Annotated in this window: 10 protein-coding genes (1 of these 10 cut by a window edge); 3 read left to right on the top strand and 7 right to left on the bottom strand. The window is 60.0% G+C overall.

All coding sequences use genetic code 11. From position 1 onward, the window contains the following. Positions 1-1,635, top strand: the 3' portion of a protein-coding gene (locus AM571_RS18470) for a M23 family metallopeptidase (protein WP_074062642.1). Its footprint begins 297 nt before the window's first position; the window shows 1,635 of its 1,932 coding nt (coding positions 298-1,932); its start codon lies off the left edge, out of view; its stop codon occupies positions 1,633-1,635. 54 nt (positions 1,636-1,689) lie between these two features. Here the strand turns inward: AM571_RS18470 and clpB are convergent, their stop codons facing one another. Next, entirely contained in the window at positions 1,690-4,293 is a 2,604-nt protein-coding gene (gene clpB / locus AM571_RS18475) for an ATP-dependent chaperone ClpB (RefSeq protein WP_074062643.1), read from the bottom strand. Between the two features lie 284 nt (positions 4,294-4,577). On the opposite strand from clpB, the gene AM571_RS18480 reads away from it, so the two are divergent. Beyond that, positions 4,578-5,174 carry a LysE family translocator gene (locus AM571_RS18480; protein WP_074062644.1) on the top strand — a complete coding sequence of 199 codons (597 nt, stop codon included), beginning with the start codon at positions 4,578-4,580 and terminating at the stop codon, positions 5,172-5,174. A 14-nt stretch (positions 5,175-5,188) separates the two neighbouring features. Here AM571_RS18480 and AM571_RS18485 read toward each other — a convergent pair whose 3' ends face one another. The 5 genes from AM571_RS18485 to AM571_RS18505 form a co-directional block, all read right to left on the bottom strand. Beyond that, positions 5,189-5,863, bottom strand: coding sequence for a DUF4167 domain-containing protein (locus AM571_RS18485; protein WP_074062645.1), 675 nt, complete (start codon positions 5,861-5,863; stop codon positions 5,189-5,191). A 320-nt stretch (positions 5,864-6,183) separates the two neighbouring features. Continuing rightward, positions 6,184-7,077: a peptide chain release factor N(5)-glutamine methyltransferase gene (gene prmC, locus AM571_RS18490; RefSeq protein WP_074062646.1), complete on the bottom strand. Its 894-nt coding sequence runs from the start codon at positions 7,075-7,077 to the stop codon at positions 6,184-6,186. After that, on the bottom strand, positions 7,074-8,153 hold the full coding sequence (gene prfA, locus AM571_RS18495) for a peptide chain release factor 1 (protein ID WP_074062647.1): 1,080 nt from the start codon (positions 8,151-8,153) through the stop codon (positions 7,074-7,076). Before prfA ends, prmC begins: the two co-directional genes overlap by 4 nt. A 28-nt stretch (positions 8,154-8,181) precedes the next feature. After that, entirely contained in the window at positions 8,182-10,449 is a 2,268-nt protein-coding gene (ptsP, locus tag AM571_RS18500; RefSeq protein ID WP_074062648.1) for a phosphoenolpyruvate--protein phosphotransferase, read from the bottom strand. An 87-nt stretch (positions 10,450-10,536) separates the two neighbouring features. Beyond that, positions 10,537-11,811, bottom strand: coding sequence for an aspartate kinase (locus AM571_RS18505; RefSeq protein WP_074062649.1), 1,275 nt, complete (start codon positions 11,809-11,811; stop codon positions 10,537-10,539). Positions 11,812-12,083: 272 nt separating this feature from the next. Between AM571_RS18505 and AM571_RS18510 the strand changes: the two genes are divergently transcribed. Beyond that, complete coding sequence (locus AM571_RS18510; protein WP_074063350.1) at positions 12,084-13,493, top strand: adenylate/guanylate cyclase domain-containing protein; 1,410 nt, start codon at positions 12,084-12,086, stop codon at positions 13,491-13,493. Positions 13,494-13,531: 38 nt separating this feature from the next. On the opposite strand, the gene AM571_RS18515 is transcribed toward AM571_RS18510, so the two are convergent. Further along, entirely contained in the window at positions 13,532-13,975 is a 444-nt protein-coding gene (locus AM571_RS18515; RefSeq protein WP_074062650.1) for a DUF421 domain-containing protein, read from the bottom strand. Positions 13,976-13,979: the final 4 nt, after the last annotated feature.

Raw genomic sequence — 13,979 nt, forward strand, 5'->3', positions numbered from 1 at the left:
GCGATCATGGAAGTCTCGACGGTCGTCCATGACGGTGACAAGGAAATTGTCCGCCGCCAGCCATTCTCGCATGTAAAGATGCGGCTCGCCGCCAATCACGTGGCGACCGAGGACTATCCCGATTTTGACGCGCTCGCCATTTTCGCGGCCGATGAGGCACAGCCCGCTCCGGCCGCGCGCACCGGCGCGATTTACGGCTCGGACGTTGAATCCGAGGTCAGCCTCAAGACCGTTCCCTTCCCGACCGGAAAGAGCGACTTTCAGGCAGCGCCCGGCATGACCCTGGATGAAGTCGAGGAGAATGTCCGCTCGAATGGTTCGGCGCTGACCGACGGCGCCACTCAGGTGGCTGCGCTCTATTATGTCGACCCTCAGCGTTTTTCGAACGAGGACAACGATGTGGATCTGACATCGGGCCTTTCGGCCCGCGTTCTTGAGCAGAACATGACGGTGTCCGCGCCGGAATCGATCACGCCGCAGACTGAGGAATTTGCCGACGACATCGTGCCGGCCCGCCAGGACGTCACGATCGTCAAGGCACTGATGGATTCGGGCTATCCCGAGCCGCAGGCGAAGATGCTCTCTGCCAACCTTGCCCCGCCACTCGGCAGCGATGATCTTGCCAAGGGCGACGTCCTGCGTGTCGGCATCATCCAGAAGGGCGAACAGGCCAAACTCATCCGCGCCAGCGTCTATCGTGGCACGCGTCATCTCGTCACGATCGCACTCGATGACAACAGCCGCTTCGTCGAGGCAAGCGAACCGCCCATGCTTGATGCGATCGCGACTGCCTTCGACGACAATTCGCTCTCGGTTCCCGCTGGCCAGAACCTGCCGCGCATTTATGACGGCATTTATCGCGCCGCTCTTTCCTACGGCATGACCAAGGATATGACGGCGCTGATCATCAAGCTGCTTGCGGCCAATGTTGACTTCCAGGCGCAATTGAGACCGACAGATTTCCTCGAGGCCTTTTTCTCCGTCACCGATTCGAGCGGCCGCGCGACGCCGAATTCCGAGCTGCTTTACGTCAATGCCCGTTTTGGCGATACGGTGACACGCTTCTACCGCTTCCAGGACGCAGACGGCAACGTCGATTACTTCGATCAGGACGGCAAAAGCATCCGTCAGTTCCTGCTGCGCAACCCGGTGCCGAACGGCATTTTCAAGTCCGGTTTCGGCATGCGACGCCACCCGATCCTGGGTTTTGCCCGCATGCATACCGGCGTCGACTGGGCTGCTCCCCGCGGTACGCCTATCATCGCGACCGGCAATGGCACGGTCGAGAAGGCCGGCTGGGATTCCGGCGGCTATGGCAATCAGACGATCGTTCGTCATGCCAACGGATACGAGTCCTCCTACAACCACCAGAGCGCCATTGCCAAAGGTATCGTGCCCGGAGCCAAAGTTCGCCAGGGCCAGGTGATCGGCTGGGTCGGCACTACCGGTGAGTCCACGGGACCGCATCTGCACTACGAAATGATCGTCAACGGCACCAAGGTCGATCCGCTCCGCATCCGCCTGCCGGGCGGCAAGTCTTTGGCTGGCGAAGCACTGGCTAAATTCCAGGACGAGCGCAAGCGCATCGATACGCTCCTGAACAACCAGCCGGTCGATCAGGTCGCCAGCAAATAGGCCAGACAAAAATGACGGCCGCAGCCGCCATTTGTTTTTCCGGATGCTCGCTCTTTACGCTGCTTCGCCGACGGCGGAATTGCGCGGGCGGAACAACAGGCGGTCAGAGCCGTTGGTGACCTTCACCGTAGACCCGTCCGGCACCTGGCCGGAAAGAATCTGCTCGGCGAGCGGATCCTGTACATACTTCTGGATCACCCGCTTCAGGGGCCGCGCGCCATAGACCGGATCGTAGCCTTTGTTGGCAAGCCAGCTGCGGGCATCCTCGTCGAGCTCGATCGTGATCTTGCGCTCGGCCAGCAACGCCACCAGCCGTTTCAGCTGGATATCGACAATCGCGCCCATCTCGTCGCGCTTCAGGCGATGGAAGAGGATGATCTCGTCGATGCGGTTCAGGAATTCCGGCCGGAAATTGCCGCGCACGACATCCATCACCTGCTCGCGAACCGTGTCGCTGTCCTGGCCCTCGCCCAGTTGGGTGAGGTATTCGGCACCGAGGTTCGAGGTCATGATGATCATCGTATTGCGGAAGTCGACCGTGCGGCCCTGACCGTCCGTCAGGCGCCCGTCATCCAGCACCTGCAGCAGGATATTGAAGACATCGTGATGCGCCTTCTCGATCTCGTCGAAGAGCACGACCTGATAGGGCCGGCGGCGGACGGCCTCCGTCAATGCGCCGCCTTCCTCGTAGCCGACATAGCCGGGAGGGGCGCCGATCAGCCGGGCCACGGAGTGTTTTTCCATGTATTCCGACATGTCCATGCGCACCATTGCCGTCTCGTCGTCGAAGAGGAAGCGGGCGAGCGCCTTTGTAAGCTCCGTCTTGCCGACGCCGGTCGGGCCCAAGAAGATGAATGAGCCGATCGGCCGATTCGGGTCCTGCAGCCCGGCGCGCGCGCGGCGAACGGCACGCGATACCGCCTGCACCGCATCGCCCTGGCCGATGACCGACGTCGCCAGCTCGTCTTCCATCCTGAGCAGCTTCTCGCGCTCGCCTTCCAGCATCTTGTCGACCGGAATGCCGGTCCAGCGGGAAACGACATGGGCTATGTTGTCCGGAGTCACGACCTCCTGCACCATGGCACTGCGGTCGCTATCCTGGCTTTCCGCATCGGCGAGTTGCTTTTCCAGCTCCGGAATGACGCCATAGGTCAATTCGCCGGCGCGCTGGAATTCACCCTTGCGCTGAGCGATTGCCAGTTCGTTGCGGGCGTCGTCAAGCTTCTTCTTGAGATCGGCGGCAAGACCGAGCTTCTGCTTTTCCGATTGCCAGCGGGCCGTCAGCGCGTTGGCCTTCTCCTCCAGATCCGTTAATTCGGCATCGAGCCGCGTCAGTCGGTCGGCGGAAGCCGCATCCGTTTCCTTCTTTAGCGCTTCTCGCTCGATTTTCAGCTGCATGATACGGCGATCCAGCTCGTCTAGCTCTTCGGGCTTCGAATCCACCTGCATACGCAAACGCGCGGCCGCCTCGTCCATCAGGTCAATCGCCTTGTCGGGCAGGAAGCGATCGGTGATGTAGCGATTCGACAGCGTCGCAGCCGCCACCAGCGACGAGTCCGAAATGCGAACCTTGTGGTGCTGCTCGTATTTTTCCTTGAGGCCCCGAAGGATCGAGATCGTGTCCTCGACCGTCGGTTCATCGACCATGACGGGCTGGAACCGGCGGGCGAGTGCTGCGTCCTTCTCGACATGCTTGCGATACTCGTCGAGCGTGGTGGCACCGACGCAGTGCAATTCGCCGCGCGCAAGCGCTGGCTTCAGCAGGTTGGAAGCATCCATCGCTCCATCCGCCTTGCCGGCGCCGACCAGCGTGTGCATTTCGTCGATGAAAAGGATGATCTCGCCGCTTTCCGACTGCACTTCGTTGAGCACGGCCTTCAGCCGTTCTTCGAATTCGCCGCGATACTTTGCACCGGCAATCAGCGCGCCCATGTCGAGCGCCATCAGTTTCTTGTCCTTGAGAGATTCCGGTACGTCGCCGTTGACGATGCGCAGTGCCAGTCCTTCGACGATCGCCGTCTTGCCGACGCCGGGCTCGCCGATCAGCACCGGGTTGTTCTTGGTGCGGCGGGAGAGGACCTGGATCGTGCGGCGGATTTCGTCATCGCGGCCGATCACCGGATCGAGCTTGCCCTCGCGGGCCTCGCCTGTCAGGTCGCGGGCGTATTTCTTCAGGGAATCGAAGCCTTGTTCTGCATTGGCGGAGTCGGCCGTGCGCCCTTTTCGAATATCGTTGATAACCTGATTGAGGCCCTGCGCCGTTACGCCGGCATGTTTCAGCGTCGCTGACGTCGAAGCGGACGTCTCGATCGCCAAGGCCTGCAGCAACCGCTCGACCGTGACGAAGCTGTCGCCGGCTTTCTTGGCGGCCTCTTCGGCCGTGGAAAAAACTCTAGCGAGCGGCTGGGCGAGATAGATGTTGCCGTTGCCGCCGGAAACCTTCGGCAACTTTGCAAGCGCAGCATCGTTTGCAAGCCGCGCCGCCTTGGCATCGCCGCCGGCGCGCTCGATCAGCGAAGCGGCCATGCCTTGATCGTCGTCAAGCAAGACCTTGAGGACATGTTCCGGCGTGAATTGCTGGTGACCCTGCGCCAAGGCATAGGTCTGGGCGGACTGAACGAAACCGCGCACCCGCTCGGAATACTTTTCGATATTCATATTCTACCTCCATGGATCGCCCTGCCCTTATAAGGCACAGGCCGATGATTGAGATTGAGCTCCCTCAAAAGGCGAGCCGTCGCTTTATCCTTTTTGGAATTGGGACGAAGCATTCGAGCAAGAATATGGGATGGATTTTTGCGAGTTTAAAGAGCCCGGAACCATGAAACCCGGGCTGAAGAATCCCTTCGGGAGCACGCGGCGCGGCCTGACGGCACGAACGTTCAAGACCCTATCGTGGCGCTTTTGGTATGCCTAGGAGCTTCCTAAACGGCAGGTTCTTGATGACCTTCGAGCAAACGGCTGCATTTTTGGCCTTTTCGGTCGTGGGCGCCATCACACCCGGCCCTAGCAACGTCATGATCATGGCGACCGGCTCGCTCGGGGGTTTGACACGCGGCCTGCCCTGCGTGCTCGGTGCGGCCTTGGGAATGTCGTCGCTGTTCTTTTGTGCGGGCCTCGGACTTGCGCAGCTGTTTCTGCTTTATCCGCTTGCGCTGACGATCATGAATCTGATCGGCGCTGCCTTTTTGTTTTGGCTAGCCTTCAAGATCGCGACCACGGACGTGGCGCAGGCCAAAGGCGGCACGAAAGCCGTGGGCTTTGTGCAAGCGGCGGTGTTTCAGTGGATGAATCCGAAGGGCTGGCTGGTTGCCGTAAGTGGGATTGCTGCCTACTGCGGCGCATCTCCAGAAAGCGCTTTCGGCTCGGCGGCAACCTTCGCAGGCCTGTTCTTTGTGGCAGGCTTCCCGAGCGGTCTAGCCTGGTTGATGGCAGGCGCATTGATGCAGAAACTGCTTCGAGACGCGCGCATTGCGCGCGCCTTCAAGATCGTGATGGCAGTCGTGCTTGCCGGCTCTGTCACGACGATTTTCCTGTGAGCCGGGAACGAAGCCTATTCCGTAGCCGCTTCGGCCAGAGCCGGTGCTTCGGCGGAAGCGGTCTCGCCCTCGCCTTCGGCACGGCGCGGGCGGCGCGGTCGGTTGCTGGCGTTACGGCGGCGCGGCTGGCGTTCGCGCTGCTGGCCGCCTTCTTCCTCCATGGAGACTTCGGCCGGAATGCCTTCGATTTCCGGCTGAGGGCCAGTTCCGTCGTTGGTTTCCTGAGCCGGGGCGGCGACAGAAGCAGCAGTTTCTGCGCGTTGTTCGCGACGAGGTTGCTCGCGCGGCGGCTGAACGACGACGGCATCATCGCTGTCTGCCGTATCCAGTTCGTCGCCATCGCGCTCACCGCCTTCGCGGTCGGTATATTCGTTACGGTCGTCGCGCTGGAAACGTTCCTGCATCTGCGTCTGGGCGGCCGCGATGATGCGATAATAGTGCTCTGCGTGCTGGAGGTAGTTCTCGGCTATGACGCGGTCACCAGAGCTCTGGGCATCGCGGGCAAGCTGCGAATATTTTTCAGCGATATGCTGAGCGGTACCGCGAATCTTCACATCGGGGCCGGAGCTGTCGTAGGTCCGCGTCAGCGGATTGCCACCCTTGCGGTTGAAATTATTGTTGTTATTTCCGCCGCCGTTATTGTTACTGCCACGCCCTCGACCGCGCTTGTTCTGCTGTCCTGGCCTCATAGATCGTTCACCTGAATTCTCTGTTTGTGTGGAGTTATGGCACCAACCGCCGTGGCCGGTAAACCGGCTCAGGGCCTTCGTGCCGCAAGCATAATGCGCCTTCGCGCCGACCTGCCGCTTGTTCTCAAGTCATATTGACTGATTCACGCATTGGGTCGTGTTCAACCTTTGAAACTCTCGTTTAAAAGAGTGGACCCCCGAGGCCGACCAAGTAGCGAACGAATCGACGTTCCTTCTTGACTGCCCAACGCGTGAGGGCAACCTATATCGCTTCCCCGGGAAATCCAAGCCTTTTCTTCGCAATAGCAGTAATGTCCTGTTCAATGCTGCAATTTGTCGCTCGAAGCGATGGGTGCGAACACGAGCACCCGGTCATTCTGGCCATAATCCTTTGCCGAGTCGACGCATTTGAAGCCTGCGGCCTCGAAGACCGCCGTTACGTGATTGCGCTGGTCGTAACCGATTTCCAGTCCTATGACGCCGTTTGGCTGCATGAACCCGGCAGCATCCTTGGCTATCGCTTTGTATGCGTCAAGCCCATCGGGGCCACCATCCAGAGCTGTCGCCGGATCAAATTTCGTTACTTCAGGAGCGAGACTGTCAAGGATACTGGAAGCAATATAGGGCGGATTTGAGACGATTGCGTGAAACATACCGTGAATGTTTTGAAACCAACTGGATTGCACAGTCTCAAACCGTTCCTTCAATCCGTTTCTCGCAGCGTTTGATTCGGCCGTTCTGAGGGCACCTGCGGATACATCGCTTCCGATACCCGATGCTTCCGGACATTCGCTCAAAAGCGCAAGGCATATTGCCCCGGTTCCGGTTCCCAGATCAAGGATATGGAGATGTTCCTCCGTTTTTGCAAGGGTTCTTAAATAAGGAAGCATCGTATCGACGAGGATTTCCGTGTCCGGCCGCGGCTCCAGCGTCTCGGCGGAAAGCCAAAGCGGCAGGCCGTAGAACTCCCGCTCGCCGAGAATACGGTGGACCGGCTCATGCGCTAGCCGCCTTTCGACAGCTGCAAGGATCAAGGCCTCTTTGTCGCCAGCGACGGGTTCATTGCCGCGTGATAGAATTTCGGTCGAGGAAAACTTCAGCAATCCGGCAACGAGTAGCCTTGCATCCGTTGCCGGATCGGCTATGCCGGCTTCGGTGAAGCGGCGGCGGACTTCGGCGAGAACTTTGGAAACCGTCGGCCGCGTTCCGGTCATTGCTGCTCGCCAAGCAGAGCCAGTTGACTTGCCTGATAATCGGCAAGCAGGGCATCCACCACCTCGTTGATCTCGCCTTCCATCATCCGGTCCAGCTTGTAGAGCGTCAGATTGATGCGGTGATCGGTAATGCGGCCCTGAGGGTAATTGTAGGTGCGTATCCGCTCCGAGCGGTCGCCGGAGCCCACCTGGCTCTTGCGATCGGCGGAACGTTCGTTATCGGCTCTTTGCCGTTCGGCATCATAGAGCCTCGAACGCAGTACCTGCATCGCCTTGGCGCGGTTCTGGTGCTGTGACTTTTCCGAACTGGTGACGACGATGCCCGTCGGCAGATGCGTGATACGCACCGCTGAATCCGTAGTGTTGACGTGCTGGCCGCCCGCCCCGGACGATCGCATCGTATCGATACGGATGTCTTCCGGTCGGATTTCAATGTCGATTTCTTCCGCTTCCGGCAGTACGGCGACCGTTGCTGCCGAGGTATGAATTCGCCCACCTGCTTCTGTTTCGGGCACGCGCTGCACACGATGCACGCCGGACTCGAACTTCAGCTTGGCGAAGACGCCTTTGCCGGTGATCGTGGCGATAATTTCCTTGTAGCCGCCAGCTTCGCCCTCGCTTGCGGAAAGAATTTCGACCTTCCAGCCATTCGCTGCGGCAAAACGCTCATACATGCGAAAAAGGTCGCCTGCGAAGAGTGCAGCTTCCGAGCCTCCCGTACCCGCGCGGATTTCAAGGATCGCGCTTTTTTCGTCTGCGGCATCCTTCGGCAGCAGCAGGATCTGGATTTCCTGCTCCAGCGCCTCGATGCGCTCCTTCACATCCGGCAATTCCTGCTCCGCGAGATCACGCATCTCACGGTCGACGGACCTGTCTTCGAGCAAAGCTTCGAGATCGGAAATTTCCGCTTCAGCCTTTTCATAGGCGCGGATCTTGGTGACGACCGGTTGCAGCTCGGAATATTCGGAGGCGAGCTTCACGTAGACGTCCGCCGACGGGCCGGCCGACATCCGCGCTTCGATTTCGCCGAAGCGGCGTTCCAGCTCGCGCATCTTTTCAACGGGAAGCTTCGCCACCCTTCACTCCGATTCTTCTTGTAATCTGCTAAAGGGGAATATTGTGGCTCTCGGCGAAGTGGGCAAGCACCTCGCGCATCGGAGTCGTTGCATGAATATCGTCCAACGCCTCGTTCATGACCTTTGCCAGGGCCGCGGCATCAAGTCCGAGCAGCATTGCCTTTACCGGCCCGATCGAGGCCGGCGACATCGACACTGAGCGAAATCCGAGGCCGAGCAGCGCCATCGCCGATATCGGCTTGCCTGCAAGCTCGCCGCACAATGTCACCGGCGTATTGTTGCGCTCACCGGCTCGCACGATGTCGCGCAAGAGCCTTAAGAACGGCTTGCCCAGCGTATCGAAGCGGTCGGAAACGCGCGCATTGCCACGATCCACCGCCATAGCGAACTGGAAGAGGTCATTGGAGCCGACCGAGACGAAATCGACAGCCGCCATTAGTTCGTCGAGCTGCCAAAGTAGCGCCGGCACCTCCAACATCGCACCGAACTGCAGCTTGCGCGGCAGGCCGTGACCAAAGCGCGAAAGGTGCTGCACCTCCTTCTGCAAAAGCTCGCGAACGGTAGCGATCTCGGAAACCTCGGTCACCATCGGCACCATGAGTTTCAGCTCAGCGCCGGCCGCCGCCTTCAGCATGGCGCGAAGCTGCGTGCGCAACAGCCCTGGACGGTCGAGCGACAAGCGAATGGCACGCCAGCCGAGTGCGGGATTCTCCTCTTCGTGGCCGCGGAAATAGGGCACGACCTTATCGCCACCGATATCGAGCGTGCGGAAGGTAACGACGCGGCCGGCCGCCTGCTTCAGCACGTTGCGATAGAAGATTTCCTGCTCATCGGCCTTCGGCATCGTGGAGGCGATCATGAACTGCAGTTCGGTGCGGAACAGGCCGATACCTTCGGCGCCCGATTCCGCAAGCTGCGGCAAATCGACCAGAAGCCCGGCATTCATCAGCAGCGAAATCCGCTGCCCGTCCCTCGTCAGCGGCTCGACGGAGCGCAGCGCGCGGAATTGCTCCTGGCGGCGCGCGCGAAACCGGACTTTTTCCTCGTAGGACCTCTGATGCTCCGGCAACGGCCTCAGATGCACATGGCCGCCGTCGCCATCGATGATCACGGCATCGCCGTTTTCGGCAAGTGCGACGACGCCGGCCGCCTGGCCGATCACCGGAATGCCCATGGCACGGGCAACGATGACGACGTGGCTGGTGACGGCACCTTCCTCGAGGACCAGGCCGCGTACATTGGCCCGCGGGTAGTCGAGCAGTTCGGCAGCGCCCATGGCGCGCGCGAGGATGATCGCGTCACCGGGGAAACCATCCCCCGAAGTGTGGCCAGTGTAGCCAGTCAGTTGCCGCAAAAGGCGGTTTGCCAAGTCTTCGAAGTCATGCATGCGCTCGCGGAGATAAGGATCCGTCAGACGGATCATTCGCGCCTTGGTGTCGCTCTGGACTTTTTCGACCGCTGCTTCCGCCGTCAGGCCGTTGCGGATTGCCTCTTCGAGCTTCCGCACCCAGCCCTGGTCATGTGCGAACATGCGGTAGGTTTCCAGAACCTCGCGATGCTCGCCCTCCATCGACACGTCGCGACTCGAAAGCAAGTCGTCGATCGAAATCCGAAGCGAGCCCATCGCCTCCGCAAGCCTGCGGATTTCCTTCTCCGAATCTTCGTTGAGAAGATTGGTGACGACGACGCGCGGCTCGTGCAGCACGACATAACCGAGCCCGATGCCTTCGTTATAGGTATCGCCGTTGATCGTGACGGAGCGCGTCAGGTCGAGTTCGAGGCCGGGCTTCGTGATCTTCTTGAGCTCGCCGGTGGCGATCATCTCGGCAAGCACCATCGCCGTGGTCTCGAGCGCTTCTAGCTCCTCCTCGCGGTAGGTGCGGCTCGCCTTGTTCTGCACGACGAGAACGCCGAGCGATCGGCCGGTGCGCAGGATCGGCACGCCGAGGAAGGAATGGTAGATTTCTTCGCCGGTTTCCGGCAGATAACGGAAAGCGGGATGCGACTGTGCGTCGGAGAGATTGAGCGGCTGCGCCGACGCGGCGATCGTACCGACGAGGCCCTGACCCATCTTCAGTTGCGACAGGTGGACGGCCTCTTTTTTAAGGCCCTCAGTCGCATAAAGTTCGAGAACGCCGTCAGAGCGCAGCACGTAGACGGAGCAAACCTCCGCCACCATGTTGCTGGCAATCTGCCGAACGATCCGGTCGAGACGCTCCTGCGGCTCCAGCGGCTCCGCCATCAACTCGCGCAGCCGCTTGAGCAGCACGCGCGGACCGCCGGATAGGTCTCTCATGGCGTCTCAAGCTCCAAAAACAAAAGCAAAGTAACCCGGCAGACGCCGCGTGACTTCACAACTTAAATGCGGCATTCCTGCTGGGAATCAATTCTTATCCAGACCGTAGCAGGAATGCAAAGTCCTGACAGCGAGTTCCGCATAAGGACCGTCGATCAGGATGGAAATCTTGATTTCCGAAGTCGTGATCGCTTTGATGTTGATCCCCTTCTCGGCAAGAGCCTTGAAGGCGGTGGCGGCAACACCTGCATGTGAACGCATTCCGATGCCGATGACCGAAACTTTGACCAAGCCCGATTCGTTCTGCACGACGTCGTAGCCGATCTTCTCCTTGTTCTCGCCGAGCACCTTGATTGCCTTCTCAACGTCGCCCGAAGGCACAGTGAAGGTCATGTCCGTCTTGGAACCGTCCTCTGAAATGTTCTGGACGATCATGTCGACGTTGATATGGCTTTCGGCGAGGGGGCCGAAGATCGCGGCGGAAACGCCGGGCCGGTCAGCAAGACGGCGAAGCGAGATCTGAGCCTCATCCTTGGCATAGGCGATGCCGGTGACTACTTCCTGTTCCACGATTTCATCCTCGTCACAAATCAGCGTTCCGGGCGGATTCAACAAATCACCCATGCCCGGAGCATCGGGATCTTCGAAAGAGGAGCGCACGAAGGTACGGACCTTGTGCACCATGGCAAGCTCGACCGAGCGGACCTGCAGCACCTTGGCGCCGAGCGAGGCCATTTCGAGCATTTCCTCGAAGGCGACCTTCTTCAGTCGACGCGCCTGCGGCACGATGCGTGGATCGGTCGTATAGACGCCGTCGACATCGGTATAGATATCGCAGCGATCGGCTTTGACAGCAGCCGCGATCGCCACCGCCGACGTATCCGAACCGCCGCGGCCAAGCGTCGCTATCCGATTGTCCGGCCCCAGACCCTGGAAACCGGCGACGACGGCGACCTGACCTTCGCCCATGCGCTTGATGATGTCGGCACCGTCGATTTCAAGGATGCGGGCAGCGCCATGCGCATTGTCCGTGCGGATCGGGATCTGCCAGCCCTGCCAGGAGCGCGCATTGATGTCCATGGCCTGCAGCGCGATCGCCAGCAACCCGCATGTCACCTGCTCACCCGAAGCGACGACCGCGTCATATTCGCGCGCATCGTAGAAAGGTGAATTGGCACCGACGACCTTCGGCGTCCCCTGCACCCAGCCAACCAGCTCGTTAGTCTTGCCGGACATCGCCGACACCACCACCGCAACCTCGTGGCCGGCATCGACTTCACGTTTCACATGGCGGGCAACGTTCTTGATGCGGTCCAGATCAGCGACGGACGTTCCGCCGAATTTCATTACGATGCGTGCCATAAGCCTCTACCACAGCAAACGCCGGGAGAGACGAAAAGCCAGACCCGGCATGACGGAGCCCTCAAAACAGCATGGCCGAAGGACCGGACAAGGAGTCTTTGGAACCCTTCTAAGGCCTTGCACCCGGGGGCCCAAGTTGCGGCGTCTCTTAGCGAGTTTGAAACGGGGTGGCAAGGTGGCCGTCGATTGAAACGGAAGGTCCCGCGGGACAATCTCAGCCACCTTGAGGAAATCCGCTGATCGCGTATCGGATTCGGTGTAGGATGTTTGTCATGAGTGAGGCTCGGTCATTATTCGCACAACTGCGCCAGTCGGCGCAGCCGGAAATCGTAAACGCTATGGAGCGGCTCGTCCGTGACGGACCCGACCGCAAGCTTTGCCGTATCAATGCGCTTGCCTTCGCAGCCAGCGAGGACCTCGGCGAGGAGCCGGTGGTCAACGCATTTCTGCATGCGTCCCGCCTCGGCATATTCGATCTGTCATGGAACGTGCTGTGTCCCGGCTGTGGTGGGGTGCTCGATGCCAATACCTCGCTGAGGACCGTCCAGAGCGACGAGTATAACTGCGCACTGTGTGCTGCGGGCTACGAGCCGACGCTGGACGAGATGGTCGAAGTCACCTTCACTGTCAGCCCGCGCGTGCGCCGCATTGCCGCTCACAATCCGCACGAATTGCCGCCCTTGGAATATTTCCGCCAGATCTACTGGAGTTCAGGTGTCGACCTGCCGGAGGAGGATTTTGAGGCGAAGGTCGACGAATTCGTGCTTGAATGCCTCGAACTGCCGCCGGGAGAGAAAGCCGTCATCTCCTTGCAGCTGCCTTCGGATTTCGTCATCATCTTCGAACCTGTCACCCATGCAGCGCAGTTCCTGGATATCAAAGGCGCGCCAACCAAGGAGCGACAGAGCCTCTCGCTTGTATTCGATCGCGCACACCGGCACAGCGAGCCCCTTGAGCTGAGGCCAGGTCCGGTACGCATTTCGGTGGAGAACCACACCGAAGTCCGCACCTTGCCATCGGTTTGCGTTGCAAACGAGGCCCTTCATGGTTTGCTCGGCCGCCGCCGCCCGTTCCTGACTGCCAAGCGCCTGCTCTCTAACCAGACCTTCCGCGACATCTATCGCACCGACACGATAGAAGTGGATCAGCGGTTGAAGATCACCAGCCTGACCTTTCTCTTTACCGATCTGCGCGGTTCGACCGAGCTTTACGAAAGAGTAGGCGACCTCGCTGCATTCGACCTCGTGAAAACGCATTTCGGCATTCTCAACGACATCGTTGGCGCGGAAGCGGGTGCTGTCGTCAAAACAATCGGCGACGCGGTGATGGCCACTTTCCCGACCCCCGACCGCGCAGTCATCGCGGCCATGCGAATGCGCGAGGCGATGCGCAAGCTCAACCAGGAACGTGGCAGCGAAGATCTGCTTCTGAAGATCGGCATCCACGAGGGACCATGCATCGCCGTGAACCTGAACGAACGGCAGGATTACTTCGGGCAGACGGTGAACATCGCCTCGCGGGTCCAACATCTGGCCACATCGCGCGAAATCTTCGCGACCGGCTCGGTGTTAGGCGACCCGCGCGCCTTCAGCCTCCTGACGGATCGCGGCCTCAATCCCATGTCGCAAAAAGTCACGCTTCGCGGCATCACTCACGAAATCAGCATCTTTGCGATTCCGTAAGCCGTCTTCTTCCTGGCCTTCGAAACGCGGCTCAGCGCTCATTGATTTTTGATGATGCTGATGGCGCCACTCACCTCGAGGATGGCGAAGCGGATGTCCTTGACGCTGTCGACACCCTGTTGATTGCGAGCCGCCTCGAGCACGTCTTCCATCTGCAGCCTGCAGCCGCGCAAGGCCTCCTGATCCGCAACCCCGTTTGCAATCAGAATGGTCGGAACGCCGTCGATGACCTTGCCCGCCAGCGGTGACCAGCTCTTGAGATAGGAGAGCAGGATATCCGCAAGAAACAGGGTCAAGATCAGCGCGATCGCGTTGGTTATCGAAAAATCATCGCCGAGCATCGCCTGCTGCGTCGTCTCGGAGACCACCAACAGGATCACGAGATCGAACGGCGTCATCTGCGCGAGCGTCCGGCGTCCAGACAGGCGTATGATGACAAGGAGGGCAAAATAGATCGAAAGGCCGCGAATAACGCTTTCCATATCG

Source organism: Rhizobium etli 8C-3 (assembly GCF_001908375.1).
GTDB classification, from domain to species: Bacteria; Pseudomonadota; Alphaproteobacteria; order Rhizobiales; family Rhizobiaceae; genus Rhizobium; species Rhizobium etli_B.

Bases quoted from the DNA above. Each gene is read 5' to 3' on its own strand.
- clpB (WP_074062643.1), bottom strand. From the start codon at position 4,293: ATGAATATCGAAAAGTATTCCGAGCGGGTGCGCGGTTTCGTTCAGTCC.
- AM571_RS18480 (WP_074062644.1), top strand. From the start codon at position 4,578: ATGACCTTCGAGCAAACGGCTGCATTTTTGGCCTTTTCGGTCGTGGGC.
- AM571_RS18485 (WP_074062645.1), bottom strand. From the start codon at position 5,863: ATGAGGCCAGGACAGCAGAACAAGCGCGGTCGAGGGCGTGGCAGTAAC.
- prmC (WP_074062646.1), bottom strand. From the start codon at position 7,077: ATGACCGGAACGCGGCCGACGGTTTCCAAAGTTCTCGCCGAAGTCCGC.
- ptsP (WP_074062648.1), bottom strand. From the start codon at position 10,449: ATGAGAGACCTATCCGGCGGTCCGCGCGTGCTGCTCAAGCGGCTGCGC.
- AM571_RS18505 (WP_074062649.1), bottom strand. From the start codon at position 11,811: ATGGCACGCATCGTAATGAAATTCGGCGGAACGTCCGTCGCTGATCTG.
- AM571_RS18510 (WP_074063350.1), top strand. From the start codon at position 12,084: ATGAGTGAGGCTCGGTCATTATTCGCACAACTGCGCCAGTCGGCGCAG.
- AM571_RS18515 (WP_074062650.1), bottom strand. From the start codon at position 13,975: ATGGAAAGCGTTATTCGCGGCCTTTCGATCTATTTTGCCCTCCTTGTC.